This is a genomic window from Actinomadura oligospora ATCC 43269 (assembly GCF_000518265.1).
GTDB classification, from domain to species: domain Bacteria; phylum Actinomycetota; class Actinomycetes; order Streptosporangiales; family Streptosporangiaceae; genus Spirillospora; species Spirillospora oligospora.
Genome location: NZ_JADG01000011.1, coordinates 125,017 through 151,435, shown reverse-complemented (window position 1 = coordinate 151,435; position 26,419 = coordinate 125,017). Strand labels below are relative to the sequence as shown.

27 protein-coding genes and 1 pseudogene are annotated in these 26,419 nt (G+C 70.3%); 18 read left to right on the top strand and 10 right to left on the bottom strand.

The window, feature by feature from the left end; translation table 11 throughout:
• Positions 1–19: 19 nt before the first annotated feature.
• On the bottom strand, positions 20–1,696 hold the full coding sequence (locus P696_RS0118880) for a nitrite/sulfite reductase (RefSeq protein ID WP_026413541.1): 1,677 nt from the start codon (positions 1,694–1,696) through the stop codon (positions 20–22).
• Between the two features lie 554 nt (positions 1,697–2,250).
• Between P696_RS0118880 and P696_RS46615 the strand changes: the two genes are divergently transcribed.
• The 3 genes from P696_RS46615 to P696_RS46610 all read left to right on the top strand — a co-directional run bounded on the left by P696_RS46615 (position 2,251) and on the right by P696_RS46610 (position 5,077).
• On the top strand, positions 2,251–3,273 hold the full coding sequence (locus P696_RS46615) for a YihY/virulence factor BrkB family protein (RefSeq protein ID WP_245627722.1): 1,023 nt from the start codon (positions 2,251–2,253) through the stop codon (positions 3,271–3,273).
• 105 nt (positions 3,274–3,378) lie between these two features.
• The gene (locus P696_RS0118870) at positions 3,379–4,338 is read left to right on the top strand and encodes a phosphotriesterase family protein (RefSeq protein WP_026413540.1); all 960 of its coding nucleotides are present in this window, start codon (positions 3,379–3,381) and stop codon (positions 4,336–4,338) included.
• A 79-nt stretch (positions 4,339–4,417) separates the two neighbouring features.
• Entirely contained in the window at positions 4,418–5,077 is a 660-nt protein-coding gene (locus tag P696_RS46610) for a phosphoribosyltransferase (protein ID WP_034485703.1), read from the top strand.
• 222 nt (positions 5,078–5,299) lie between these two features.
• On the opposite strand, the gene P696_RS0118860 is transcribed toward P696_RS46610, so the two are convergent.
• The 4 genes from P696_RS0118860 to P696_RS0118845 all read right to left on the bottom strand — a co-directional run bounded on the left by P696_RS0118860 (position 5,300) and on the right by P696_RS0118845 (position 9,093).
• Positions 5,300–5,596: a WhiB family transcriptional regulator gene (locus tag P696_RS0118860; RefSeq protein ID WP_084337764.1), complete on the bottom strand. Its 297-nt coding sequence runs from the start codon at positions 5,594–5,596 to the stop codon at positions 5,300–5,302.
• Between the two features lie 190 nt (positions 5,597–5,786).
• Positions 5,787–6,695 carry a sucrase ferredoxin gene (locus tag P696_RS0118855; RefSeq protein ID WP_026413538.1) on the bottom strand — a complete coding sequence of 303 codons (909 nt, stop codon included), beginning with the start codon at positions 6,693–6,695 and terminating at the stop codon, positions 5,787–5,789.
• A 197-nt stretch (positions 6,696–6,892) separates the two neighbouring features.
• Positions 6,893–8,440 (bottom strand): glycerol-3-phosphate dehydrogenase/oxidase, encoded by a 1,548-nt coding sequence (locus tag P696_RS0118850; RefSeq protein ID WP_034485869.1) that lies wholly within the window; start codon positions 8,438–8,440, stop codon positions 6,893–6,895.
• Between the two features lie 32 nt (positions 8,441–8,472).
• The gene (locus P696_RS0118845) at positions 8,473–9,093 is read right to left on the bottom strand and encodes a TetR/AcrR family transcriptional regulator (protein ID WP_026413536.1); all 621 of its coding nucleotides are present in this window, start codon (positions 9,091–9,093) and stop codon (positions 8,473–8,475) included.
• Positions 9,094–9,161: 68 nt separating this feature from the next.
• Here P696_RS0118845 and P696_RS0118840 point away from each other — a divergent pair, with 68 nt between their 5' ends.
• The 7 genes from P696_RS0118840 (at position 9,162) to P696_RS0118805 (ending at position 18,118) form a co-directional block, all read left to right on the top strand.
• The gene (locus tag P696_RS0118840; protein WP_026413535.1) at positions 9,162–10,760 is read left to right on the top strand and encodes an FAD-binding oxidoreductase; all 1,599 of its coding nucleotides are present in this window, start codon (positions 9,162–9,164) and stop codon (positions 10,758–10,760) included.
• Positions 10,761–10,768: 8 nt separating this feature from the next.
• The gene (locus P696_RS0118835; protein WP_026413534.1) at positions 10,769–11,656 is read left to right on the top strand and encodes a diacylglycerol/lipid kinase family protein; all 888 of its coding nucleotides are present in this window, start codon (positions 10,769–10,771) and stop codon (positions 11,654–11,656) included.
• 391 nt (positions 11,657–12,047) lie between these two features.
• Positions 12,048–12,446 carry a YccF domain-containing protein gene (locus tag P696_RS0118825; RefSeq protein WP_026413533.1) on the top strand — a complete coding sequence of 133 codons (399 nt, stop codon included), beginning with the start codon at positions 12,048–12,050 and terminating at the stop codon, positions 12,444–12,446.
• 233 nt (positions 12,447–12,679) lie between these two features.
• Positions 12,680–13,105, top strand: coding sequence for a DUF485 domain-containing protein (locus tag P696_RS46605; RefSeq protein WP_051467868.1), 426 nt, complete (start codon positions 12,680–12,682; stop codon positions 13,103–13,105).
• A complete protein-coding gene (locus P696_RS0118815) occupies positions 13,102–14,763 on the top strand; it encodes a solute symporter family protein (protein WP_084337762.1) in 1,662 nt (553 codons plus the stop codon). Before P696_RS46605 ends, P696_RS0118815 begins: the two co-directional genes overlap by 4 nt.
• Positions 14,764–14,913: 150 nt before the next feature.
• Positions 14,914–16,431, top strand: a complete 1,518-nt coding sequence (locus P696_RS0118810) for a metallophosphoesterase family protein (protein ID WP_026413531.1) — start codon at positions 14,914–14,916, stop codon at positions 16,429–16,431.
• Between the two features lie 37 nt (positions 16,432–16,468).
• Positions 16,469–18,118, top strand: a complete 1,650-nt coding sequence (locus P696_RS0118805) for a bifunctional 3'-5' exonuclease/DNA polymerase (RefSeq protein WP_026413530.1) — start codon at positions 16,469–16,471, stop codon at positions 18,116–18,118.
• Positions 18,119–18,136: 18 nt separating this feature from the next.
• Here the strand turns inward: P696_RS0118805 and P696_RS0118800 are convergent, their stop codons facing one another.
• The 3 genes from P696_RS0118800 to P696_RS0118790 all read right to left on the bottom strand — a co-directional run bounded on the left by P696_RS0118800 (position 18,137) and on the right by P696_RS0118790 (position 20,382).
• Positions 18,137–19,333, bottom strand: a complete 1,197-nt coding sequence (locus P696_RS0118800; RefSeq protein WP_157429796.1) for a hypothetical protein — start codon at positions 19,331–19,333, stop codon at positions 18,137–18,139.
• A gap of 321 nt (positions 19,334–19,654) precedes the next feature.
• On the bottom strand, positions 19,655–20,050 hold the full coding sequence (locus tag P696_RS46600; protein ID WP_051467867.1) for an ATP-binding protein: 396 nt from the start codon (positions 20,048–20,050) through the stop codon (positions 19,655–19,657).
• Positions 20,047–20,382 (bottom strand): hypothetical protein, encoded by a 336-nt coding sequence (locus P696_RS0118790; protein WP_157429795.1) that lies wholly within the window; start codon positions 20,380–20,382, stop codon positions 20,047–20,049. Before P696_RS0118790 ends, P696_RS46600 begins: the two co-directional genes overlap by 4 nt.
• Positions 20,383–20,560: 178 nt before the next feature.
• Here P696_RS0118790 and P696_RS0118785 point away from each other — a divergent pair, with 178 nt between their 5' ends.
• The 6 genes and pseudogenes from P696_RS0118785 to P696_RS58800 all read left to right on the top strand — a co-directional run bounded on the left by P696_RS0118785 (position 20,561) and on the right by P696_RS58800 (position 23,253).
• The gene (locus tag P696_RS0118785; RefSeq protein WP_245627720.1) at positions 20,561–21,496 is read left to right on the top strand and encodes a helix-turn-helix domain-containing protein; all 936 of its coding nucleotides are present in this window, start codon (positions 20,561–20,563) and stop codon (positions 21,494–21,496) included.
• Positions 21,480–21,686 (top strand): DUF397 domain-containing protein, encoded by a 207-nt coding sequence (locus tag P696_RS0118780; RefSeq protein ID WP_026413526.1) that lies wholly within the window; start codon positions 21,480–21,482, stop codon positions 21,684–21,686. Before P696_RS0118785 ends, P696_RS0118780 begins: the two co-directional genes overlap by 17 nt.
• Positions 21,683–21,886: a DUF397 domain-containing protein gene (locus P696_RS0118775; protein ID WP_026413525.1), complete on the top strand. Its 204-nt coding sequence runs from the start codon at positions 21,683–21,685 to the stop codon at positions 21,884–21,886. The genes P696_RS0118780 and P696_RS0118775 overlap by 4 nt, the downstream gene beginning before the upstream one ends.
• Positions 21,883–22,086: a DUF397 domain-containing protein gene (locus tag P696_RS54570; RefSeq protein ID WP_084337760.1), complete on the top strand. Its 204-nt coding sequence runs from the start codon at positions 21,883–21,885 to the stop codon at positions 22,084–22,086. The genes P696_RS0118775 and P696_RS54570 overlap by 4 nt, the downstream gene beginning before the upstream one ends.
• A gap of 282 nt (positions 22,087–22,368) precedes the next feature.
• Positions 22,369–23,096: pseudogene (locus P696_RS59355) on the top strand (DUF2625 family protein).
• Between the two features lie 34 nt (positions 23,097–23,130).
• A complete protein-coding gene (locus tag P696_RS58800; protein ID WP_281174958.1) occupies positions 23,131–23,253 on the top strand; it encodes a hypothetical protein in 123 nt (40 codons plus the stop codon).
• A 57-nt stretch (positions 23,254–23,310) separates the two neighbouring features.
• On the opposite strand, the gene P696_RS0118760 is transcribed toward P696_RS58800, so the two are convergent.
• Positions 23,311–23,820 carry a hypothetical protein gene (locus tag P696_RS0118760; RefSeq protein WP_026413524.1) on the bottom strand — a complete coding sequence of 170 codons (510 nt, stop codon included), beginning with the start codon at positions 23,818–23,820 and terminating at the stop codon, positions 23,311–23,313.
• Between the two features lie 270 nt (positions 23,821–24,090).
• On the opposite strand from P696_RS0118760, the gene P696_RS59505 reads away from it, so the two are divergent.
• Both P696_RS59505 and P696_RS0118755 read left to right on the top strand, forming a co-directional pair.
• Entirely contained in the window at positions 24,091–24,282 is a 192-nt protein-coding gene (locus P696_RS59505) for a DUF397 domain-containing protein (RefSeq protein WP_483756977.1), read from the top strand.
• Positions 24,283–24,329: 47 nt separating this feature from the next.
• Positions 24,330–24,545 (top strand): hypothetical protein, encoded by a 216-nt coding sequence (locus P696_RS0118755; protein ID WP_157429794.1) that lies wholly within the window; start codon positions 24,330–24,332, stop codon positions 24,543–24,545.
• A gap of 264 nt (positions 24,546–24,809) precedes the next feature.
• Here the strand turns inward: P696_RS0118755 and P696_RS56040 are convergent, their stop codons facing one another.
• A complete protein-coding gene (locus P696_RS56040; RefSeq protein WP_157429793.1) occupies positions 24,810–25,661 on the bottom strand; it encodes a hypothetical protein in 852 nt (283 codons plus the stop codon).
• Between the last annotated feature and the right edge of the window lie 758 nt (positions 25,662–26,419).

Sequence of the window (26,419 nt, the reverse complement as noted above, 5' to 3'; positions counted from 1 at the left end):
CGCACTTCCGGAGCGCGGCTCACTTGAGGTCCGCCTCGTCGGCGCGTCCGACCCACTCGGCGAAGGTCTCGCCGTCCGTCCGCTGGGCGTCGTAGTTCCGGACGACCCGCTCGACGTAGTCCGTCAGGCCCGCGGACGTGGTCTTCAGCCCGCGCACCTTCTTGCCGAAGGACCGGCCGAGCGCGCCGCCCAGGTGGATCTGGAAGCCCTCCACCTGGTCGCCGTTCTCGTCCACGACGAGCTGGCCCTTGAGGCCGATGTCGGCGACCTGGATCCGCGCGCACGCGTTCGGGCAGCCGTTGACGTTGATCGTGACCGGCTGCTCGAAGTCGGGCAGCCGCTTCTCCAGCTCGTCCACCAGGTCCATCGCGCGCTGCTTGGTCTCGACGATCGCGAGCTTGCAGAACTCGATGCCGGTGCAGGCCATCGTCTGCCGCCGGAACGTGGACGGCCGGACCTGCAGGTCGTGCTCGGCGAGCGCGTCCGCGAGCGCCTCGGTGTGCTCCTCCGGGACGTCCAGGATGACCATCTTCTGCTCGGCGGTCGTCCGCACCCGCCCGGACCCGTACCGCTCGGCGAGGTCGGCGATGACGCCGAGCAGCTCGCCGTTCACCCGGCCCACGCGCGGCGCGAACCCGACGTAGTGGTTCCCGTCCCGCTGCGGGTGGATCCCGACGTGGTCGCGGCGGGGGAGCGGCGCCGCGGGCTCCGGGCCGTCCGGCAGCGCGTGCCCGAGGTACTCGCCCTCCAGCACCTGGCGGAACCTCGCGGCGCCCCAGTCGGAGACGAGGAACTTCAGCCGCGCGCGGTGTCGCAGCCGCCGGTACCCGTAGTCCCGGAAGATCGAGATGACGCCCTTCCACACCTCGTGCGCCTGCTCCGGACGGACGAACACGCCGAGGCTCTGCGCGAACATCGGGTTGGTGGACAGGCCGCCGCCGACGAACACCTGGTAACCGGCCTCGCCGTCCTCGTTCACGACGCCGACGAACGCCACGTCGTTGATCTCGTGGACGGTGCAGTGCGCCGTGCAGCCCGAGAACGCCGACTTGAACTTGCGCGGCAGGTTGGAGAACTCCTGCGAGCCGATGTACCGGTCGTGCACCTCGCGCAGCTGCGGGGTCGCGTCGATCACCTCGTCCGCCGCGATCCCGGCCAGCGGGCAGCCGATCAGCACGCGCGGGGTGTCGCCGCACGCCTCGGTGGTGTGCAGGCCGACGGCCTCGAGGGCCTCCCAGATCGCCGGGACGTCCTCGATCCGGATCCAGTGGTACTGGATGTTCTGCCGGTCGGTGATGTCGGCGGTGCCGCGCGCGTACCTCGTCGCGATGTCGGCGACCGTGCGCAGCTGCGGGCCGTCCAGCTGCCCGCCGTCGACGCGCACCCGCATCATGAAGTAGCGGTCGTCGAGCTCCTCGTCCGGAAGCGATCCGGTCTTCCCGCCGTCGATCCCGGGCTTGCGCTGCGTGTACAGCCCGTACCAGCGGAAACGTCCGCGCAGGTCGGCGGGGTCGATGGAGTCGAAACCGGCCTTGGAGTAGATCTCGATGATCCGGTTCCGGACGTTGAGTCCGTCGTCGTTCTTCTTGTTCTCCTCGTTCTTGTTGAGGGGCTCGCGGTAGCCGAGGGCCCACTGGCCCTCGCCCCGCTGGCGTCTGACGGTGGTGGTGGTCGCAGATGGCACGGCAGGTGGCACGGCGCGTCCTTGGTGTGACGAGGGGACGCGGACGCACCGGCGGTCATGGCAAACGGCCGGCTCGACGCTGAGCGGAAGGTCGGTTCGGGGTGACGCCGATGCGCCACGCGCCCGCTTTCGGCAGTTCGGTCAGTACGAGGCACTCGGTTGGTGCGAGGGCACGGATCGACTACGGCAGGGGCGTGGTCTGGGCGTCACCGACAGATGGCGCTGCTGACCCGGTGAAAGTCCACGTGCCGGCGCATCACCAGCAGCGGGTCCACAGCAGACATGCCTGAACTGTGACACGGGCCGCGGCGGCCTGTCCAGTTCCGTCCGGCATGCGGACGCGTGACATGGCTCATTACGGATATATGTCGATCATGGGCCGGAGGGCGCTCCGCACCGTCGAATCGGTGGCGCGACGCGCCGGGCGGATCACGGAAATGGGTGAGGGGCGGATGTTCCGGGCGGGTGACGCTCTACGGTGGAGGGCGTTGACCGGTGGTTGTCCGGAGAAACCGGGCGGGCGTGCGGGCGGAATGGGCGGATCGTCGGAGGGAACGGGCCACAGGGTGTCCGAATTCGAGTCGGTGCCGGCGTCCGTTCCACGCCAGCGCACGGGAAGCGACACGGCGGGCGGCGGCGCGTCCTCCTCCCCGTCCAACGCGCCGTCCTCCGCGCGGCGGCCGGGTCCGGCGTGGCCGGGCAAGGCCCTGCGGACGGCCTGGGAGCTCGTCCGCGGCACGGTCGTGACCGCGTTCCGGTACCGGGTGACCGGCCTCGCGGCCGAGGCGGCGTTCTTCGCACTGCTGTCGCTGCCGCCGCTGGTGATCGGGCTGGTCGGCATGATGGGGCACGTCAAGGGCATCCTCGGCGCCGAGACCATCGGCGAGATCCGCACCTGGACGATCCACCGCGCTGAGAACGTCCTCACCGGGCCCGCCGTCAAGGGACTGGTCGTCCCGCTGATCGACGACGTGATCCGCGGCGGCCGTCCGGACGTGGTGTCGGTCAGCTTCCTGATCTCGCTGTGGGCCGGGTCCCGCGCCACCAACGTCTACGTGGACACGATCACCATCACCTACGGGCTGTCCGGGGTGCGCGGCGTGGTCCGGACCCGGCTGCGCGCGTTCTTCCTGTACCTGCTCGGCGTGGTGCTGCTGTCGGTGGTGATCCCGCTGCTGGTCGCCGGTCCCGCGCTCGCCCGGCAGGCCGTCCCGCGCAGCTCGGGCTTCGTGGAGATCTTCTACTGGCCGGTCGTGACCACGGTCTCGGTGGTCTTCCTCGCCCTGCTGTACCACCACAGCATCCCCGTCCGGACGGCCTGGTGGCGCGAGCTGCCGGGCGCGGTGATCGCGCTGCTGATCTGGATCGTCGGCAGCTTCCTGCTCCGCTTCTACCTGGCCGGCTCGCTGCGCGGCATCTCGGTGTACGGGTCGCTGGCGGCGTCCATCGCGGTGCTCGGCTGGCTGTACGTGGCCGCCCTCGCCGTCCTGCTGGGCGCGGCCCTCAACAGCGAGATCGACCGCCGCTGGCCGAGCGCGGGCACCCTCCAGGCCCGCGAGCGCGCCGCCGACCCTCCCGAACGTCCGTAGTCCTGGGACCGGGGGACCCGGGCGGACCGATCCTCGATACCGGAGGGTAAAGAAAGCCCAGCAGTGGGCAGGGAAACCTTCAAGTATGTCGTAACCTCGCCAGGTATGGCCCCCAGTGAGCAGACCGGGCGGTTGCGCACCGTCACCGGCGCCGTCGACGCGTCCTCCGTCACCGGACCGGTGCTCGCCCACGAGCACCTCCAGCTGGACCTGCGCTGGCCCACGCGCCCCCAGCAGCTGGACTCCGACCCCCGCCGCTGGCTGGACGAGGAGAAGACCGTCACCGGCGAGCTGGCCGCCCTGCGGGCCGAGCACGGCGTCGGCCTGGTCGTCGACCTCACCTGCTCGGGCATCGGCCGCAACGCCGCCGCGCTGTCGCGGATGGCGGCGGGCGCGCGGGTCGCCGTGATCGCCTCCACCGGCCTGTTCGCCGGACCGTTCCACCCGTCCTACGTGGACGAGCTGGACGAGGTGCGGCTGGCCGAGCGGCTGCTCGCCGAGATCGGCTTCGGCCTGGACGGCACCAGCGCCCTGCCCGGCGTGATCGGCGAGGTCGGCACCTGGGGCGAGGTCCCCACCGAGGCCGAGGAGCGGTGCCTGCGCGCCGCCGCCCGCGCCGCCGAGTACTCCGGCCTGTCGGTCGCCGCGCACGGGCGTCCCGGCCTGGCGCTGCTGGAGGTCCTGACGTCCGCGGGCCTCGCCCCCGGCCGCGTCGCCGTGACCCGGCAGGACCTCGGCGACGACCCCGCCGCGCACCGCAAGATCGCCGAGAGCGGCGCGTACGTCTCCTTCAGCCTCCTGCCCTTCGACCCGGACGCCCCCACGGCGTCCCTGGAGACCCGGATCCGGCCCGTCCTGGACCTGCTGGACGCCGGGCACGCCGACCGCGTCATGCTCGGCAGCGGCGTCACCCGGATGACGCAGGTCACCCGTTACGACGGCCCCGGCTACGGGCACCTGTTCACGACCGTCGTCCCGGCCCTGCGCGCCGCCGGGGCCGACGACGCCACCCTGGACCGGATCCTGCGCGCCAACCCCCTGGCGTGGCTCACCGCCTCGTCCTGATCCCGCTCCCGGCCGCGACCCTCCCCGGGGGCCCGATCTAAGCTGGAGATCCGTCGTGAGCCTCCCGGGGGAGGACGCCATGTCACCCGTGAAGTTGCCGTTCGCGGACAGGCGCCAGGCCGGACGGATGCTGGCCGACCGCCTCGAGCCGCTGGAGCTGGACGAGCCGCTGGTGCTCGCGCTGCCGCGCGGCGGGGTCCCGGTCGGGTACGAGGTGGCGCGGCGGCTCGGCGGCGTCCTGGACGTCCTGGTGACGCGGAAGATCGGGTACCCGCCGGAGCCGGAGCTCGGCGTGGGGGCGATCGCCGAGGGCGGCGACCCCGTCCTGGACGCGGGCCTGCTCGACCGCCTGAGCCTGGACGAGGAGGACCTGGCCGCCACCGTCGCCGCCGAGCGCGCCGAGCTGGAGCGCCGCGTGCGCGCCTACCGGGGGGACCGTCCGCTGCCGGAGATCACGGGCCGTCAGGTCGTGGTGGTGGACGACGGGCTCGCCACGGGCGGGACGGCCCGGGCTGCCCTGGCGGCCGTCCGTCCCCGGAAACCGGAGCGGCTGCTGCTGGCGGTGCCGGTCGGGGCGGCCTCGACGGTGCGGGACATGGCGGGCGAGGCCGACGCGCTCGTGGCCCTCGCGGCGCCCCGGATGTTCAGCGCCGTGGGCCAGTGGTACGAGGATTTCGAGCAGGTCGCGGACGCCGATGTCGTCCTGTTGCTGGAACGCGCCGGAACCACCCGCTGGTAGCGCCGAGTGGATCATGGACATGGCCCGGCGGTACTAGTCCGAAAATGGTCCTGTGCGTTTTCTGAATTCGCCGCCCGGTGCCGTTCCGATGCGGTACGGGAATAATTGTCGCCGAACACGACAACGGCCCCGCCGGAGCGGGGCCGTCACGTATTCAGGGTGGCGTGCCGGGGGCTTGCCGTCAGCGACCTTCGTCAGGAAGGGGCAAGGGGCCTGGGCTTGCTAGGCGGCGTTGGCGCGGCGCATGCGGCGGCGGCGCTCGGAGGCGCGCTCGTCCTCGTTGAGGCCGCCCCAGGTGCCGTACTTCTCCGGCCGGGAGACCGCGTAGTCGAGACACTCGCCGCGGACCGGGCAGCCCATGCAGATCTGCTTGGCCTTGCGCTCACGGATCTCGCGTTCGGGCTGGCGCTCGCCGTCGGGGCCGAAGAAGAGCACGAGGTCTTCCCCCCGGCACGCCGCGGCGTCCTGCCAGCCCCACGAGGGACGAGGGAGGTTTGCCTGCCGACGTACCTGAGCCATGGAACACCCACCTTGGTTGGTTTTACTGAGCAATTTCAGGACATGGACGCTCGACGTGCTTCAGTCGCAAGCGTCCGAAGCGCCGAATGGTCCAACGTCTGGAGTTGCCGCTCTTGTTCCCCGCCCGGATGACCAGGCCTGTGGGGACGAGACGACGGGAGACCCTCGAAATAATGGGGCCTCGGTGAGATTACACGAGGGCCGCCTCGTTGAGAAGGGTGAGGTCGGTAACAAGGTGGGTCTGGAGCTTCTCTTGGCACTCCGGACCGCACCCTCCGGACTCTTCGGTGCGTTCCACGACCACTCGGTAACGGCGGTCTCCGGAGGACACCACCGCCTCATAGGGAGAAGCGCCGGAGAGTGTTTCGACGGTCACTCCCGTCACTTCCAGAACGCCCGTCTCCGCCCGGACGGCGTGCTCGGCCGCCTGGGCCGCCTCCGGCAGTCCGGCCCGTCCGCGGAGGCGATCCAAGACGACTTCCCCGTCCAAATAGGCTGAAACCGCCTTCTCCGCGTCGTCCGGGCCGAGGTTCCCGTAGTAGACGGCGTGCGGGAGGCACACGAGGTTCGCCGCGTAACGGTCTCCGCCGACGTGGGTGGTCTCCCAGACGAGGTCGCCGAACCGGGCCGTGAGGCTCCGCGCGAGCGGAGCGCCCGTCCGCGCGCAGCAGGCGTTCCGCCTACCGTGCGTGCACACGAGGAACACGGGCTCGCCCACCGGCTCGCCCCATCCGGGGGGCCGTCCGACGGCGACGGCCGCGAGGTCGAGGGAGGCGAGCTCCGCGTGGTCGTCCAGCTCGCGCGTCTCGAGCCACACGTCCGAACCCTGGGACCAGCCGACGTACACCCGCAGCGGGGGAGTGGGACGGCGTCCGCGCCCGGCCCGCCGGATGAGCTGGGGCCGCACCCCGGCCGCCAGCGCGTCCCGGACCGCCCGGGCCAGCGCCACCGGCTCCGTCAGCTGCTCGACCCGCTCCGGCCAGGGCCCCGGGTGCTCGATCAGCAGCCAGGCCCGCGCCTTCGTCGTGGCGCTCGCCAGACAGGGCCGTTCCGCGGAATGACTCCCCGGACAGTGCCCGCAACCGCTCTGGCGCGCCAAGCCAGGCCCCCCGTCACCCTCGGTGTTGATTAGGTTAGGTTAACCTCACACGCCGCCGGCCCGCCACGCCGGGTGACCCACGTCATACCTCGCCACGACCGCGCGTCCTCCCCGGCGCCATGCGAGCGCCAGCGGTCCACCATCCCCGCCCCATCCGCCCAGGCGGACGGAGGGAGCGGGCCGGGAACGCGCCGGGGTCAGGCGGCGGGGGAGGTGGCCGTCGCGGGGAGGGCGGCCTGGGCCGCGGCGAGCGCGGCGGTGCGGTCGGCCGGGACCAGGCCGATGCGGGTGCGGCGGTCGAGAAGGTCGGACGCGTCGAGGGCGCCCTCGTGGCGGACGGCCCAGGCGAGCTCGGCGCGCAGGACGGGCAGGCCGGGGACGACGGGCTCCAGGAGCGCGGCGTCCTCGCGGGCCAGGGCGGCCAGGAGCGGGGCCTCCGCGCCGTAGCGCTGGACGAGGCGGCGCGGGGCGTCGAGACGGGCCAGGGCGTCCGGGCGGGCGGCGCCGACCAGCGGGATGCGGGACGTCCGGGACGGCCCGGCGGCGACGCGGCCCGTGGCGAGGACGGCGTCGACGGCGTCCTCGGCCATGCGGCGGTAGGTGGTGAGCTTGCCGCCGACGACCGTGACGACGCCGTCAGGCGAGGTCAGGACGGCGTGCTTGCGCGAGATGTCGGCGGTGGAGCCGTGCGCGTCGTCCAGCAGCGGGCGCAGCCCGGCGAACGCGCCGAGGACGTCGCGGCGGCGGACGGGCAGGTCGAGCGCGGAGTCGAGGATGTCCAGGAGGAAGCCGATCTCGGCGGGCGTCGGCTCCGGGACGTCCGGGACCGGGCCGTCGGCGGGCTCGTCGGTGAGCCCGACGTAGACGCGTCCGTCGCCCTGCGGGATCACCAGCACGAACCGGTTGGACGCGCCCGGGATCGGGATGTGCAGCCCGGAGCCCAGCCCGCCGAGGGACTCGGCGCGCAGGACCAGGTGCGTCCCGCGCGAGGGACGCAGCCGGACGCCGTCCACGAGGCCGCCCGCCCACACGCCGGTCGCGTTGACCACGGTGCGGGCGCGGATCGTGAGTTCGCGTCCGGTCAGCTCGTCCCGGACCTGCGCGCCCGAGCCGTCCAGGCGCAGCGCGCGGACGCGGGTCAGGACGCGCGCGCCGTGCGCGGCGGCGGTGCGGGCGATGGCGGTGACCAGGCGGGCGTCGTCGGCGAGCTGGCCGTCCCAGGACAGCAGGCCGCCGCGCAGCCCGTACGAGCGGAGCGCGGGCGCGAGGCGCAGCGTCTCCACCGGCGACAGACGGCGCGGGCCCGGCAGGAGCGCGCGCGGGGTGCGGGCGCCGAGGCGGAGGGCGTCACCGGCGTGCAGCCCCACGCGCACGACCGCGGCGGCCTGGCGCGACACGAGCGGGGTCAGCGGCATCACGAACGGGAGCGCGCGCACCAGGTGCGGCGCGGTGCGCGCCATCAGGACGCCGCGCTCGACGGCGCTCTCGTGCGCGACGTCCACCTGCCCGGACGCCAGGTAGCGCAGGCCGCCGTGGATGAGCTTGGAGCTCCAGCGGGACGTCCCGAAGGCCAGGTCGTGCGCGTCGATCGCGGCGACGGTGAGGCCGCGCGAGGCGGCGTCGAGCGCCACGCCCGCGCCGGTCGCGCCCAGGCCGACGACCAGCACGTCCACGATCTCGCCGGGCAGCGCGTCCAGCTCCCGCGCGCGGCGCGCGGCGTTCAGGGACGACCTGACAGGGGTCATGGCACCGGCGGGGTGCATGGCGCTGGAGGAGGTCATGGCGCGAGGGTCCTTTCCAGGATGATGCGGAGCTCGGCGTCGAACGCGTCGGAAGTGAGCGCCGGGTCGGCCTCGTCGGAGACGACCCGGCCGGACAGCGCGAAGGACTGCACGACCAGCAGCAGCGCCCGCGCCTGCCGGGCGGTGTCGCCCGCGCGGATCGAGCCGTCGGCGTGCCCGGCGGCCAGCGCGTCCTCGAAGATCTCCAGGAAGGCGGCCTGGCTCGCGCCGAGCCGGTCCAGCAGGTACGGCAGCAGCAGCTCGGGATCGACGTCCAGGATCTTGCGCATCAGCGGATGCCCGCGCAGCTGCGCGACCCCGCTGACCAGCCCGTCCACCAGCAGTTCCCGCACCGGCCGCCCCTCGGCGCCGGCAGCGGGCCGGCCGTCCGTCGAGGGGCGGACGGCGGCGCCGACGGCGGTCCATTCGCGGGTCATGAGGTCGGCGACGATGGTGCGCACGTCCGGCCAGCGGCGGTACAGGGTCATGCGGGAGACCCCGGCGCGGCGGGCGATGTCGGTCAGCGTGGTGCGGCGCACGCCGACGGCGAGGACGCAGTCGCGCGCGGCGTCCAGCACGGCCTGCTCGTCCATCCTGTTGTGACGATTCGACGTCATGTGTCACAGTGTAAGGCAGTAAGCACTTGTAGAGCCAACTTGGAGGAGCCGCGGTGGGAACCCGGGACATGCTGTGGAGCGGCTGGGGCGATCCGGCCCGGGCCACGCCCCTGCCCGAGCCGGTCGTCGGGCTGCTGCGCGACCTGCTGGGCGTGAAGCCGGTGGAGGCCCCGCCGCTCGCCCTGGACGAGATCGTCCCGCCGGAGTCGCGCCTGCCCGGCGCCGCCCGGGACGCGCTCGCCGCGGCCGTGGGCGCCGAGCACATGCGCACCGACGCCGAGACCCGCGTCCGCCACACGCGCGGCAAGTCCACCCCTGACCTGCTGCGCATCCGCGCCGGTCAGGTGGACGACGCGCCCGACGCCGTCGTCCTGCCGGGCTCGCACGACGAGGTCCTCGCCGTCCTCGCGGCCTGCGAGGAGCACCGGGTCGCGGTCGTGCCGTTCGGCGGCGGGACGTCCGTCGTCGGCGGCCTCGCCCCGACCGGCCTCGGCGAGCACGGCGTGACCTCGTTCGTCGCGCTCGACCTGCGCCGCCTCGACGGGCTCGTCGAGCTGGACGAGGTGTCCCGCACGGCCGTCTTCCAGCCGGGCCTGCGCGCCCCGCGCGCCGAGGAGATGCTGCGCGAGCGCGGCTACACCCTCGGCCACTTCCCGCAGTCGTTCGAGTGGGCCACGATCGGCGGGTTCGCCGCCGCGCGCTCCAGCGGCCAGGCGTCCGCCGGGTACGGGCGGTTCGACGAGATGGTCGTCGGCCTGACCGTCGCCACCCCCGCCGGGACGCTCGACCTCGGCCGCGCGCCGAAGTCCGCCGCCGGGCCCGACCTGCGGCAGCTCGTCCTCGGCTCGGAGGGCGCGTTCGGCGTCATCACCTCCGTCCGGGTGCGGATCCGGCCCGTCCCGGACGCGCAGGCGTACGAGGGCTGGCGCTTCTCCGACTTCGAGACCGGCTCCACGGCGCTGCGCGCCCTCGCCCAGGACGGCCCGCTCCCCACCGTCCTGCGCCTCTCGGACGAGACGGAGACCATGGTCGGCCTGGCCGACCCGTCCGGCGTGGGCGGCGGGCTCTCCGCGTCCGGCTGCCTGGTCGTCCTCGGCCTGGAGGGCACCCCGGACGAGATCGCCGCGCGCCGCGAGAAGATCCACGGCGTCCTCACCGGCCTCGGCGGCGAGCCACTCGGCGCGGAGCCCGGCGACAAGTGGAAGCACGGCCGCTTCAATGCCCCCTACATGCGTGACGCGCTGCTCGACGTCGGCGCGTTCGCCGAGACGCTCGAGACGGCCGCGTTCTGGGCCGACATCCCCGCGCTCTACGCGGGCGTGAAGGGCGCGCTCAACGAGACGCTCGCCGCGTCCGGGACGCCGCCGCTGGTCATGTGCCACATCTCGCACGTCTACGCGTCCGGCGCGTCCCTCTACTTCACGGTCGTCTCCGCGCAGGGCCCGGACGCCGTCGCGCACTGGGAGAAGGCCAAGCACGCCGCGAACGACGCGATCCTCGCCGCGGGCGGGACGATCAGCCACCACCACGGCGTCGGCACCGACCACCGCGACTGGTACGCCCGCGAGACCGGCCCGCTCGGCGTCGCGGTGCTGCGGGCGGTCAAGGGGGCCCTTGACCCGTCGGGCATCCTGAACCCCGGCATCCTCTTCCAGGCCGAGGAGTAAACCCCCCCATGACGCCCCCTCGTGTGTTCACCGCCGTCGTCAACCCGACGGCGGGCAGCTCGGCCTCGGCGGCGACGCTGATCCCGCTCGCCCGCGCGCTGCGCGAGGCGGGGGCCGAGCTGGTCGTCGAGTACAGCCGCGGCCTGGAGCACGCCACCGCCCTCGCGCGCGGCGCGGCCGACGCCGGTCACGTCGTGCTCGGCGTCGGCGGGGACGGCATGGTCGGCTGCGTCGGCGGAGCCCTGGTCGGCACGGACGCGGTGTTCGGGATCGTCCCGGCCGGGCGCGGCAACGACTTCGCCCGCCAGCTGGCCATCCCGGGCGAGCCGGACGCCCTCGCCGAGCTGCTGCTGCGCGGCGAACCCCGCGCCGTGGACGCCATCGAGGCCAACGGCGTCCCGGTCCTCGGCAGCGTCTACGCGGGCGTGGACGCCGTCGCGAACCTCAACGCGAACCGGTCCCGCTGGCTGCGCGGCTCGGCGTCCTACTACGTGGGCGCGCTCCGCGCCGTCGCCTCGTGGAAGCCCGCGGACTACCGGGTCACGGTGGACGGGGTGGAGCACCGCTTCCGCGGCTACACCGTCATCGCGGCCAACTCCGGGTACTACGGCTTCGGCCGCCACGTCGCCCCGGACGCCTCCGTCGACGACGGCCTGCTCGACGTGGTCGTCGTCCGGCACGCCCCGAAGCGGATCTTCTTCGCCGTGATGCGCGAGCTGGAGTCCGGATCGCACCTGCACCGTCCGCAGGTCGAGATCCTGCGGGGCCGCGAGGTCCGCATCGAGCTGGACGACCCGGGCCGCGTCCTGCCCTACGGGGCCGACGGGGAGCTGCCCGGCGAACTCCCCGTCACCGCGAAGGTCCTGCCCGGCGCCCTCCGGGTCCTCGCCCCCTGACCGTCCCGCCGCCCCCCGGCCCCTGCCCCCGGGCCCCGCCGTTTCGGGCGGAGACCCGGGGGATCACGGTGGTTGGAGGGGGGACGGCGGCGGGTATCAGGGTGTTGACCTGCGGAGATGAGACTTGCCCAGGGCATTTGGGCGGGTTTACGCGGGCATTACGGACCTCCACTTAGTGTTCTAAGTGCGTCCCGGTTCTGCTGGGACCAGGGCCGTCTGTGGAGGCATCATGAGAAGGCGATTCGTCGCCGTTCTGGGGGGACTCATGATGGCCGCAGGCGCCCTCGCCGTGGTGGCGCCGGTGTCCATGGGGGTGGCACCGGCGCCCGCCGCGTTCGGCGGCACCCGGCCGATCCCCATCAGAAGCGTGATCTGACCTAGGGTTGAAGCCGTGCGAACGCTCCTGAACATCATCTGGCTCGTCCTGGCCGGTTTCTGGATGGCGCTCGGATACGCCATCGCCGGCGTCATCTGCTTCATCCTGATCATCACCATCCCGTTCGGGATCGCCTCGTTCCGCATCGCCGCGTTCGCGCTGTGGCCGTTCGGCAAGACGATCGTGAAGCGTCCGGACGCCGGGGCCCCGTCCTGTGTCGGCAACCTGATCTGGCTGGTCTTCGCCGGGATCTGGCTCGCCTTCGGGCACATCGTCACGGGCGTCGCGCTCTGCCTGACGATCATCGGGATCCCGTTCGGCATCGCCAACTTCAAGCTCGTCCCGGTCTCGCTGACCCCGCTCGGCCGCGAGATCGTCTCGACGGACGACCCCCGCACCTTCGGCGTCGCCTGACCCCCACCCGCCGCCGCGCTCACCCCGGGGCGCACTCGGGGGCACTCCGGGTCCTTCGCCGACATCCGTGTGATAGGGATCACATTCGGGCATCGGTAGCGCATCGGGCCGATATCCAGTTCATTCGGCCGCCGGGTTCTTGGTCAATCGGCCTGCATCGGCCACCTCCGTAAGGCATCGTTGCCGCCGATCACGGTGACATTCGGTAAGGGATCTATTCCCGGAGGTGATCGATGAGCAACGCGGAGTCCCATGGGCCGCCGGAGCCCCCCGGGGGCGGCCTGGACGAGGCGGGCTATCTGGCGATCGAGGCGAGCCCGGAGTTCCGGCGGCTGAGATCGGCGTTCCGCCGCTTCGTCTTCCCGCTGACCGCGGCCTTCCTGCTCTGGTACCTGCTCTACGTCGTCCTGTCGGCCTACGCCCGCGACTTCATGGCCAAGAAGATGTTCGGCGAGATCAACGTCGCCCTCGTCTTCGGCCTCCTGCAGTTCGTGTCCACCTTCCTCATCGCCGTCGCCTACGAGCGCTACTCCCGCGGGACCCTCGAACCCCTCGCCGCCGACGTCCCCACGGACGCTCCCGGCGCGTCCGCCGCGCCGCCCGAGGAGGCGGGACCGGGCCGGACCCGTCCGGCGACCGGCGAGAAGGAGGCCGAGTGAACGCCCACCACGTCCTCGCGGGTGTCACCGCGGCCTCCAAGACCGAGCAGCACCGGACGATCTCCCTCGTCCTGTTCGCGGTCTTCGTGGCGATCACGCTCTACATCACGATCTGGGCCAGCCGCCAGACCCGCACCGCCGCGGACTTCTACGCGGGCGGACGCCAGTTCACCGGCCTCCAGAACGGCCTGGCCATCGGCGGCGACTACATGTCCGCCGCGTCCTTCCTCGGCATCGCGGGGATCTTCGCGCTGTCCGGCTACGACGGGTTCCTGTACTCGATCGGGTTCCTGGTCGCGTGGCTGGTCGCGCTGCTGCTGGTCGCCGAGATGCTCCGCAACTCCGGCCGGTTCACCATGGCGGACGTGCTGGCGTTCCGGATGCGCCAGCGTCCCGTCCGGGCCGCCGCCGGGATCTCCACCATCGTGGTGTCGATCTTCTACCTGCTCGCGCAGATGGTCGGCGCGGGCGCGCTGGTCAACCTGCTGCTCGGCACGCACGGCGAGGCCGCCAAGATCTGGACGATCGTGGTGGTCGGCGCCCTGATGATCTTCTATGTCGTGGTCGGCGGCATGAAGGGCACCACCTGGGTGCAGATCGTCAAGGCCGTCCTGCTGATGATCGGCGCGGTCGTGATGACCGTCTGGGTGCTGTCGAAGTTCGACTTCAACCTGTCGCACCTGCTCGGCGCGGCGGCCGACAGCTCCGGCAAGGGGGACAAGTTCCTCCAGCCGGGACTGAAGTACGGCGCGACCGACGTGTGGTCCAAGCTCGACCTGCTGTCCCTCGGCCTCGCCCTGGTGCTCGGGACGGCGGGCCTGCCGCACGTCCTGATCCGCTTCTACACCGTGCCGAACGCGCGCGCCGCCCGGACGTCGGTCAACTGGGCGATCGGCATCATCGGCGTGTTCTACCTGATGACGCTGGTCATCGGGTTCGGCGCGGCGGCCCTGGTCGGCAGCAAGGCGATCATGGCGCAGGACAAGGGCGGCAACACCGCGGCCCCGCAGCTCGCCGAGAAACTCGGCGGCGGCGCCGGGACGACCGGAGGCGCGGTCTTCCTGGCGATCATCGCGGCGGTCGCGTTCGCCACGATCCTCGCCGTCGTCGCCGGGCTGACGCTCGCGTCGTCCTCGTCGTTCGCCCACGACCTGTACGCCAACGTGTTCAAGCGCGGGAAGACCGGCGAGCGGGACGAGGTGCGGGTGGCCCGCGTGTCGGCGCTGGTCATCGGCGCGATCGCGATCGTGCTGTCGATCTTCGCGCGCGGGCTGAACGTGGCGTTCCTGGTGGCGCTGGCGTTCGCGATCGCCGCGTCCGCGAACCTGCCGACGCTGCTGTTCTCGCTGTTCTGGAAGCGCTTCAACACCTCCGGCGCGGTCGCGGGCATCTACGGCGGCCTCGTGTCGGCGGTCGGACTCGTCCTGCTGAGCCCGATCTGCTGGGGCGGCAAGTCCGCGACCATCCCGAAGGGCAACGCGGACGCGCTGTTCAGCGAGACCACGGTCGCGCCGTTCCACATGCAGAACCCCGGCCTGTTCTCGATCCCGATCGGGTTCCTCTGCGCCTACCTCGGGACGGTTCTGACCAGGGAGAAGACCGACGAGAAGTATGCCGAGCTGGAGGTGCGCGCCCTCACCGGCGAAGGCGCCCACTGACCCGCGCGTCACCCCTCCCGAACCGGCCATGACGGACGTCGCGGACGGCCCGGGCGCGGGAGGCCGAACCGGGTCATCGCGGCTGGCTTGACGATCGGAGAGACCTCCGGGGAAGGTTGGGCCTACCCCCAGCCCCCCGGAGGTCTCTTCATGCATGCCCAGGACCGGCCTCGCCAGGTCGAGAACTCGCGGACCTCCGAGGCCGGGGCCGGGTGGGTGTGCGGACGGCCGGGGACGTTCTCCAGGCTGATGCCCGAGCACGTGCGGGCGTTCTCGTGGCGGCGTCCGACCGTGCTGTGGCGGTCCCGGAACGACGTGGTGGCGCGGTGGTGGGGCGACCCGTCCAACGAGCTGCGCAAGCGGGCGGTGGCGGCGCTGAGCGAGCGCCGGGGCGCTCCCGCGTCGCTCACGATGCACCGTCCGGAGAGCGAGTTCTCGTTCGTCGTCATGGGGGACACCGGGGAGGGCGACCGGTCGCAGTACGCCGTCGTCCCGCCGCTGCTGTCGGTCGGCGCGGACACCGACTTCCTGGTCATCGCGTCCGACGTGATCTACCCGACGGGGGACGCCGGAGGCTACGAGGACAAGTTCTTCCGCCCCTACGCGGGCTACCCGGGCCCGATCTACGCCGTGCCCGGCAACCACGACTGGTACGACGGGCTGCGCGGCTTCCTGAACGTGTTCTGCCAGTTCGACATGGATTGCACGCCGTCCTGGAACGGCCGGTTCTCGTGGCTCGCGCGACGGTTCTGGCGCAAGTCGGGCCAGGTGGACGCGGCGAGCCTGGCCGAGATCCGGTCGCGGTACCGGGGCGCGGCGGGGCAGCGGGCCGTCCAGCCCGCGCCGTACTGGGCGATCGACACCCCGGGCCTGCGGATCATCGGCATCGACACCGGCATCCTCGGCGGCGTCGACGACGAGCAGGGACGTTGGCTGAAGGGCGTGTCGGCGGGCCCGAAGCCGAAGCTGCTGGTGACCGGGAAGCCCCTGGTCGTGGAGGACATGAGCCACCCCTGCGCGATCGAGGGCGGCGGCACCGTGGACGCGATCGTCCGCGACCCGGCGAACAACTACGTCGCGGCGATCGGCGGCGACATCCACAGATACGAGCGGTACCCGGTGAAGGTCGGCGACCGGACGGTCCAGTACGTCGTGTCGGGCGGCGGCGGCGCGTTCATGCACGCGACGCACATCATCCCCAAGACCACGCTCGTGGACGAGCCGGACTTCCGGTGCTACCCGCTGCGCGGGGACTCGCTGTCGCGCTACAGCCACCTGTACGGGCGCTGGTTCCGGATGCCGTGGCTGTTCGACCTGACGCCGAGGGAGGCGACGGCGGCCGTCGAGAAGCGCCTCGGCATCCGGGCCGGGCGCGTGTACGAGGACGAGGAGGTGTCGCTGCGGGCCCGGTTCGTGGCGGCGCTGCTGGGGGTCCCGCGCGGGAGGTGGCGGGGGCCGGGGAAGCCGCCGCGCCTGCCGGTGAAGCGCCTCCCGCAGCGCTTCCGGTCCGAGATGGCCGACTGGGACTCCCCGCCGTTCTTCAAGAGCTTCCTGCGCCTGGACGTCACGGAGGGCGAGCTGCGCGTCCGCTGCTACGCCGTCACCGGCTGCGGCGACCACGAGAACGACCCGCCGATCGAGGACGAGTTCGTCATCCCCCTCGGCTGAGGGACGTTTTGTCGGACCCGGACGGCACAATGTGCTGGTGAGGATCGCCGTCGCCGTTGGGGCCCGAGGCGGGGGAGCGCTGCGGCCCCTCGCCGACGACGGCACGCCCCTGGGGGACGCGGAGTCCGTGCCGTCGCTGGCGACGGCGGTGGCCGAGCGCGAGCGCGCCGACCGTCCGCGCTGGGTGTGGTCGTCGTCCGCGCGGGTGTACCGGGCACTGGTCGAGGCCGGTGTCCGGGTCGAGCGGTGCCATGACCTGGAGCTGGCCGAGAGCCTGCTGTCCGGCTATGACGGCCGGTACGGGGAGCCGCGTTCGGTTGCCGCGGCGTGGGCGCGCCTCCATGGCGAACCCGTGCCGGACGACCGTCCGCCCCCTGCCGAGGCGGGCCCGCAGGCGTCGTTGTTCGATGACGACGAGGAGGACGAGGCCGAGGACCTGGCGCGGATCGTGGCCGTCCACGCGGAGCAGCAGCGGCGGATCGCGGGCCTGCGCGGCTTCGCGCTGCTCGTGGCGGCCGAGTCGGCCGGTTCGCTGATCGCGGCCGAGATGACGCACGCCGGTCTGCCGTGGTCGGTGACGGCGCACGACACGCTGCTGACCGAGATGCTGGGCCCCCGCCCGTCCGGCGGCCTGCGCCCCCGCAGACTCCAGGACCTGGCCGACAGGATCAGCGCCGCGTTCGGCCGCCACGTGAACCCGGATTCGCCCGCCCAGCTCGTCAAGGCGTTCGCGGCGATCGGCCACCAGGTGAAGACGACCCGCGCGTACGTCCTGAAGGAGATCGACCACCCGGCCGTGCCCCTCCTGCTGGAGTACAAGGAACTGTCGCGCCTGCACACCGCCCACGGCTGGACGTGGCTCGACACCTGGGTGCACGAGGGCCGGTTCCGTCCGGAGTACGTGGTCGGCGGCGTCGTCTCAGGCCGCTGGGCCACGAATGGTGGTGGCGCGCTCCAGATCCCGCGCGTCCTCCGCTCGGCGGTCGTGGCCGACGAGGGCTGGTCCCTGGTCGTGGCGGACGCGGCCCAACTGGAACCCCGCGTCCTGGCGGCTCTGGCGGGCGACCGAGCCTTCGCAGACGCCGCCGCCCAGGGCGACCTGTACGCCGCCCTGGCCGACGTGTTCACCCCGTCCGCCGACCTGACCGCCCGCGACAAGGCGAAACTCGCACTGCTCTCGGCCATGTACGGAGGCGGAACAGGCGAGGCGGTGCAACTCCTGGGCGTCCTGAAGAAGCGCTTCCCCGATGCGTTCGAGTTCGTGGAGGCAGCCGCTCAGGCAGGAGAACGCGGACACCTCGTGCGTTCCCGCCTGGGCCGAACCTGCCCGCCACCCTCAGCGGACTGGCGCGAGCTGACGTCCACGGGCGACGACACCCGCTCGGCCTCGGCCGTCCGAAGTCGTGGCCGCTTCACCCGCAACTTCGTCGTCCAGGCGACCGCCGCCGACTGGGCCCTCACCCTGATGGCCCGCCTCCGCCAGCGCCTCACCGCCCTGGGCCCGCCCCACCTGGTCTTCTTCCAACACGACGAGGTCATCGTCCACACCCCGACCCCTTTGGCGGACGAGGTGGTGGACGCGATCGAAGCCTCTGCGAAGGAGGCCGGAGACATCCTCTTCGGCCGAACCTCGGTCGTGTTCCCCATGGAAGCCGCGATCGTCCAGCGCTACTCCGACGCCAAATGACCCCGGCCCGTCAAGGGCTCACCCATGGAGATCGGTGTCGGCGGCGAACAACGTGCCCCGCTCCGTGCCGCCGCCTCCCCGGCGTATGTTCAGGCCCTCCTTGCGGAAGCTGATCCAGCCCTCATCGTCCACCACTCCGCGCACGATTCTGGTCTTCACGATGTCGTGGGTCGCGTAACCGACGACCAGGTGCGTCAGGTGATTGTCGTCCTTTCGATGGACCTTGAGTCCTTCCACGGGGAAGGTGATCCATCCGTCGTCGGCGCTTCTTCCCTGGACCCATGTGGTGTTCACGCCATTGAGGTCGGCCCTGTCGGCGAACACCGATCCCCAGGTCTTCCCGGTCCCCTTGCGTACGTTCAACCCCTCCTTGGGGAAGCTGATCCATCCGTCATCGGCGTTCCGTCCCCGCACCCGTTCGGTGTTGATGCCGGTGGTGGCGGTGAGCGTCTCCAGGACGGGATGGCGCACCTGGACGGTCGTGGTGAGGAAGTGCTCCACCCGGGGCGTGGTCCGGGAGGTGGCGACGAGGGTGTAGGTCGTGGCCCGCCGCGGGATGGCGTCGGCGGCCGGTGACCAGGTGCGCTTCCCGCGCTGGACGGCCGATTCCCCGCCGGGGAACACGATCTTGTAGTCGAAGTCGTCGGACCCGTCCCAGCTCAGCGTGAGGAGGTCTCCGACGTCCAGCATGACCTTGTCCGGGCGGAAGTCACGTGGCGCCGGAACCTCGGTGGCAGCGGCCTTCATCAGCGGCACGGCCGCGAAGCGGACTTCGTACCCTTGCTGGGTCGATCTGGTCTCTCTCACCATCAGTACCGCCAGCCCGCTGGCAGCGGCGACATTGATGTCCTCCAGGGCCAGCACCATGTAGTCGCCGGGATGGAAGGCTTTGGCCCCCGCCGGAGGGGTGGCCTGGAAGGTGTTGGTGCCCTGCACTCGCTGGAATGTCACTGGCACGGTGGCAGGTGGGGTGAGCAACTGGGCGTTCACGTGCGTGTGGGTGTACGTGCCCTTGGGCGTGATCGTGCCGATGTCCGGGGTGAGACCGCCGTCCCCGTTGCCGACGGGCACCGTCACCTCGATCGTGACCCAATCCACCTCCCTGCCGGTGTTGGTGACGACCAGATGCACCTTGCCCTTGGACGGGGACCGTCCGGCCTGTGACGCCTCCAGATACGCCGGTTCGGTGAGGAGGGCGTACGTCAGCATGGTCACGGTCATGGCTCCTTGGTGTGGAGGACGATGTGGTCCCCTCGAGCCAAACCTCAGCCCCCAGACCATGGCAAGAGAGCCCAAGGAGGTCATAACAGGGCGACTCGGCGACATTGTCGCCCTCTTGACACTCGGAAGAGCGGGTCAGCGGTGAAGCCCTGGCCCCGGGCCCGCGCGTCCGCGTGTCCCGGGTGGTCGTCTCCAGAAGATCGTCGTCGTCGGCCAGACCAGTCCCGGGCTCGGCTGCGGACCAAGGCCGCCTCCGACCTCGGAAAGCGAGCGAGGAGGCGGCCACCGTCCAGCGCTACTCGGACGCCAAGTAACTCAGGCCGCGCCGCTGCACCCCAGCGAAAACCAGACCCGCAACCGCCCGTCGTCCAGGACGCCGAACCCCCAGTCGTCGGAGAGCGCTTCCAGGATGGGAAGGCCGCGCCCGCCGAGCCCGCACGGGTCGTCGACGCGGTGCGGCAGCGCCCCGCCACCCTCATCGAGGACGGCCACGCTGACCCGGTCCCCATCGGCTTCGACGCAGACCTCAACCTCCGTCCCGCCGCCGTGAACAACGGCGTTGGTGAAGGTCTCAGAAGTGAGCAGGACGCAGTCGTCCAGCGCGGGATGCTCCTCCCCGAGGACGCTGGCGACCCACCTCCGAGCAGCCGCGACCTGTTCGGTTTTGGACGGGAAGACGTGCCGGTGCTCCACGTCCGCGGTGGCGGTCACCGTGCGGCCCGGACGTGTGCCTGGGCGACGAGGCGACACGGTTCGAGCTGCGCGTCGAGCCCAGCGACCACCCGCTCGAGTTTCCGCACAGACCCGAGGACGTGTCCGGAGCTGTCGAAGAAGAACAGCCGCCCCCGATGCCTGCGCACCCGCACGGACTCGCCGATGTGCGGGACGAGGGGATGGAACACCCGCAACAACCGGGGCCGTTCCCAGGGACGGGACGAGGTCATCCAGCCGTGTTCGGCGAGCGTCCAGGCGAGCCGTCCGAGGTGGTGGTCCTCAACGTCCGCGCGCACAGCCCGCACGCCCGCCTTCCGTCGTATTCTCATGTACGTCCTCCCAGTGAGGATGGGCCGCGCGGCCGGGGGAGGGCTCCAATCCACACCCGGCCGCGCGGCGGCTTCGAACCCGGTGGCGGATCTCCCACCGGCGAGTGATCACTATCCGTGTTCACTCGGTTGCGCTCATTTATCGTGAACCCGCTGCGGCTCTCCTGTCCATGCATCAGTGCAGTTGGTCCATGATTTTTTGGAGATCCGGTTGCAGCGCTACGAGCGGCTGCCGCATGCTCCCGTCATGACCGGTATCAAGAGCCCTACGGTGCGTCACCGACGCCTGGCCCGTGAGCTGCGCAGGCATCGCGAGCGAGCCGGACTCACCACGGAAGCGGCCTCCGACCGGCTCGGCTGGTCGCGAACCAAACTCGTCCGCTTCGAAGCCGCACGCACACGTCCGACTCCCGCCGATGTGGGTGCGGCACTCGACCTTTACGGCGCTGACCTGCCAGAGCGCGCGGCGCTCATGGAACTCGCGCGGCAGGCGCGTCAACGCGGATGGTGGACCGCCTACTCCGATGTATTCCAGTCCTCGTTCGTGGCCCTGGAGGACGAGGCGTCAAGCATTCATGCATGGCATCCGCAGGTCATCCCCGGCTTGCTTCAGACCGACGCTTACGCACATGCCGTGATCTCGGCAGCGGACGAGAATGTCGACCGTACGACGTGGGAGCGACGCCTTCAGGCCAGGCTGGCGCGTAGGGCGCTGCTCTCGCGTCCAGCGGCGCCAACGCTTCACGCTGTGTTGGATGAAGCCGTCATCAGGCGTTCTCCCACCACTCCGGGTGTGATGGCCGAGCAGTTGCTCTCGTTGGTGGCCGCAGCCCGACGCCCCAACATCACCTTGCAGGTGATGCCGTTCTCAGCGGGCATGCACTCGGGATTGGACAGCGGATTCGTCGTTCTCGGATACAGCGAGCCGGAAGATCCCAGCGTCGCCTACATCGAGACCATCGGCGGCGAGCTCTATGTCGAGAGTTCGATCCATGTTGATCGGATTACGATGTCCTTCGAACGCATTCGCAATGCGGCGTGGTCGCCAGGCGAGTCGGTGGCCTTCATCGCTGCGACGGCCAAGGAGGTCTCCCGACATGGCGAGCACGCCTGAAATCTCCAACCTGGACTGGCGTAAGAGCACCTACAGCACGCCGACCGGCTCCGACTGCGTGGAGGTCGCGGACGCCGGTTCGCGTGTCGCCGTCCGCGACTCCAAGAACCCGAGCGGCCCCAAATTGATCGTCCATCCCGCCGACTGGCACGCGTTCGCCACTGCGCTCAAGGAGCGTGGGACGACATGAGCGTGAGGCTCAGCCCCCGGGGCGTCTGGCGCAAGAGCACCCACAGCACTCCGAACGGCTCCGACTGCGTCGAGGTAGCCGATGTCGCCGTGGCCAAGCTCGTCCGGGACTCCAAGGACCCAGAGGGCCCGATGCTGTCGGTCTCCTCGGCCGACTGGCGCGCGCTCGTTGTCACCCTCAAGGACGGGACGACAGCATGAGCGCAAACGCAGCTTCCCGAATCACCTGGCGCAAGAGCAGTCATAGCTCTCCGCAGCATTCTGACTGCGTCGAGATCGCGAGCCTAGGTGCGGTGATCCTGGTCCGTGACTCGAAAGACGCCGCCGGCCAACGCCTCGCGGTCTCCGCTTCAAGCTGGCAGGCGCTTGTCTCGGTGGTCAAGGGGCGCTCCCACGCGTAAGCGGGCGGCGTCCCGGCGGTTTGGAACGGCCCCTCACCCACTGAGGCTCCGCGCGAGGCTGACCGGCGGACGGGTCGGGTCACCCAGCCAGGTGACCCGGCTGTTCCGTGTCCCCACGACCTCCCCTGCGGCTTCCTTGCGAACGGCCCGCCGCACCTCCCCCCACTTCCCAGGCGGTCCGCCATCCGGCTTGATCTGGTCGGCGGGCCGACCTCGCGTCCCGACCCCCTCTGTGCCTCCGCTGTTGTCGAAGGCGTGGGGCATTGCTGGGATCATGCCGGGATGCGCGCAATTGATGATCTTGTCAACACGGACGATCCGGCCTGGCCGGGACTGCGGGATGTTCTCGCCGCCAGTGCGGTCGGGCCGAGCGTGCTGCCCGTGGAACGGGAAGAGGGGCGGCGGTGCCTGCTGCAGTTGCAGGTCACCGCCAGATCGACTCTGGGTGGCTTCGTGTTGAACTGCGGCGGCCTGCTGCTCGACGACGGCTGGGTCCGGGTGTACGGCGGCGGTTCGAGCGGTGCCGCCGGAGGTCTGCCGAGCCTTGGCGAGGTCAACGGCTTCCCCGGCCTGTTCGATCCGGCGTGGCAACCGGCGGGTGGACTGGTGGTCGCCCATGACGTGCTGGGTGGCGTGTTCGCGCTGAACGGCCACGATCCGGCGGCGGTCGGCAGGCCGGGGGCTCCCGGGGAGATGACCTATTTCGCTCCGACACGTTGGAATGGGAGGCGCTGGAGGCGGGATACTCCGCGTGGATCTCCTGGCTGGTGTCCGGTGCGCTCGACGTCTTCTACCAGGGACTGCGGTGGCCGGACTGGCGCGCGGAGGCCGCCGCCCTGACCACGTCGCAGGGCCTCTCCGTGGTTCCTTTCCTGTGGACGAAGGAGGCTCACCGAGACCTCTCGGCGACCAGCCGTCGCGCCGTCCCGATGCGTGAGGTACTCGGCATGGCCGCCGACTCCTCGCGGCAGATGGGCCTGACCGATCCCGGCTTCCTCGGAGAGGCATAGCCCAGGGCGCCTCGGCGGCGCCGCCGTCGACGTCGTGTGGAACACGACGAAGAGCGCCGCCGCCTCGGCCGTGGAGTCCGGAAGGGCCCGGCCGGTGTTCCTGGGCGCGATCGACAAGACCGTGCCCGCCGAGCTGGAGGCGCACCGGTCGCGATGACCTGGCCACCCGCAAGACACCGCTCATCCACGAGTGGCCCAGTGGCATGGCCAAGAGCTAGCCGGGGAACGTCCCGGAACTGGAGACGTACAGGCGGACACCGCCCGGACTCAGTGGGCCGACCACGCCCTTGCCTGGGAAGCCGACGTCCTGCGGGCTCAGAATCACCAGCATGGGGTAGATCTGGACGGTCTGGCCGAGGACCCGGCGGATCTCTTGGAGCGTCCCGATGTCGGTCTGAGCCCCCATGCTCGCCGCGTTGCCGTCCCTGAGCGCCTTCCACTGCGTGAGGATCAGCGGGTGGCGGCTGTCGACCAGGACCTCGTGCGGCATGTTGTAGGCGATGTCGAACGCCCGGTCCGGGAACGGCTTCGCGATGTACTCGCGCTGGTAGCTCGGGGCCTGCGTGCCGCGATGGGCGATCTGCCAGCACAGGAACTGCACGGTGGCCCACTGTTCCCAGCCGCCGCCCTTGAGGTTGCATGCCTTGTCGATGAGGGGAGCTTCGGCCTGGTACCAGCCGTTCAGGTCGTCGAGTAGGTCCTTTTCTCCGATCGCAGTGGGCACGGTGCCCTCCCCTTCGGGGGTCGAGGACGCCTCGGCGGCGTCGTCGCCTTCACTTCAAGCCCGAGCCCCCATAGGGGTCAAGCGCCCGGGCAACATGTGGTCAGCCACGACCATGCGTTGCTCGTCCGCGGCGTACCGCCCGTGGCGCGCCCCGTCATGATGACCCAGCTCGCGAGACCTCGCGGCCACCCTGGCGGTGACGAGGCGGCTCGATCTGACCGACGAGCAATGGGCGCTTTCGCTGTTGAGTGAGCAGACCGTCACCTGGGCGTGAGAGCACCCACAGCTAAGCGGACCACTCCGACTGTGTGGAGGTCACCGGCGGGTGGCCGGTGCGTCGGCGTCCGTGACTCCAAGGATCTCGACGGGTCGCGACTGGCCGTCCCCACCGTCGAGTGGCGCGCTCACCACCGCGGTCAAGGGGCGTCCGTCCGCATGAGTGCTCATGTGGATTCCCGGTGAGCGCGGCCAGTGAGGACGCTCCCCGGCTCGGGATGATCGCTCGCCTCGTGGCTGAGTTGAGTGACTTCCTGGCCGAGCCGGTCGAAGTGGTCGACCAATTGCTCATGGACGCCGACGAGTACTCCTACCACGGGTTCTCGTGCTCCATCCGGAGCGCGCCCCCACGCGGCACTTTCCAACTCTGCTGGGAGGGGGACCTGATCACGCACCTGCGCGAGGGGACCTTCGACACGTTCGCCCGTTCTGCACCTCTACAGCGGTAATAGACGTCTCCTCGCCCGCGACGAGATGAACCTCAGCGTCCTCCAGCTCGCCTATGAAGGATCACCGAACTCCAGCGGCAGGTGTGGACGGATCCTCAGTGGGCCCAGGACGCCCACGACGCCGACACCCCTGACGTCCGCGCCTGCAAACCCACAGTCCAGATTTTCCGTGCGAAACGTAAGTACTGAATGTGGGATTGTTTCGCCTCAGGGGCATCATTCTTGGGTTTGCTGTCATCTGGCCTTGTTCGGCTTGGTAGATTTCTAGGCGGGAGGCACGAAAGAGCGCCATGCAGTTGCCCAATCTTGGACATCTTGCGAATTGCCGCCAAGGGCTCGAATGAATGCGTCCAGTGTCTTGAGGCGTTTTGGCAATGAATTACTGCGGAGTACATTGCGGTATGTGCTGTACGAGGGGCCATCGGGAACTCTGTTCTTCATATCGCGAAAACTTGGCCGCCCCGACCAGTCGTAATAGTTTCGCAGAAGATAGATCAGTTCTTTCGAGTTTTGTGCCGTGAGGGGATCTGGCTTTCGCTCATGCCCAACAACGTCAGGTATGATAGTTGAGCTTGCTCGAGTATCGCTTGCCTTCGGGCCTTCTTGAGTGTTGATCATCTCCATTTCCGCTACTTCTACTGTGGCGGCTTTGACGGCATCCTCTGCTTCGGTTGCTCGCCGCTCCATGATGTGCTTTGCCCGTTGAATGTTCTCGTATCTAACGCTGGCTTCTTGGAGATTATCGAGCAGCTTTCGCAGGTCCCTGATATTGCGATCCGGATCCAGGGCGAGCAGGCTGACCGATGTGCGTGACAACCATCCGTTGTCGGGGACCTCGTAGGATCCGGAGAGCATTAGCCATAGCTCCTCGGTGCTGATCAAGGCGCGAGAGGCAATGTTTGAAGGCTGCTCACCTCTGCTGACGCGACGCTGGAAGGATTCGCACAGGCGAACCGTGAGGAGTGCTTTCGCCTCGTAAAGCTCCTCGAGGGTTCGAGCTTGATCGCCGGAGAGTTGCTCCTGATCCACTCGGACTTGGCGGAGTTGAGCTTTGGCCAGCCCGAGTTTCTGGCTGGGGTGGCTTCGGCTACTTTCCCGGGGGTTGACTCTTGTCATGCCCAGCGGGGTGTGTTGGTGCCGCCGCTGCCGCTGTCGTTCGGATGGCGTCCGATGGTATGAGCGATGAGTGCGCCGCCGATCCCAAGGGACAAGGTGAAGAGCAGGGCGTATGTGCCAGAGTATCCCTGGTTCATCAGAAAACTGCACATAGTGGCCATCGAGCTCGTGACGGTGCCGGCTCCACCCATGGAGGGCGGTCGATGGGGGCCGTGGTGAGGGGAGGAGGTGCTGGCGCTCGAAGGGCTTCGTGGCTCCATCGGGTTGTCTCCTTGGGCTTGCTTTCTTTGTGGATCGGGCGAGCCTTGTTGACATTTCAAGATCGCGAAGGTGGAGTTCGCGACCGGAGTTGCGTTCGAACATCATGCCATGTCTTCGGGCGTATTGCTCAAGGGTGGCATTGTCATCTTGGAGAGGTGGAGGATCCTCTACCGGAGGACGTGTTTCTGTCCCCGAAGGTTCGTCCTGGTGATTATTGTTCAACTTTGATGAACCGTGTTGTTGAAATTCGGGGAGTGGGGACTGTTGCTGTCTAATCCGGGAGGTGGTTGCGGCAGTCCAACGCGATCATGGCAAGAGTCTCTGTGTGCTTGACCGTGGATCGGGCGAGCTGGAGACATTGGTGCCCATGTGGCACTGGGTGGGTCCAGGCTGCTGGGTGGAGCCTCAGCCTGGACCTACCGCTCATGACCGGAAGCCCAAGCCGTGGATGCTGCCATGTGTCGACCCTGGTGGGCTGCGCTTGGGCAGACTTGCCG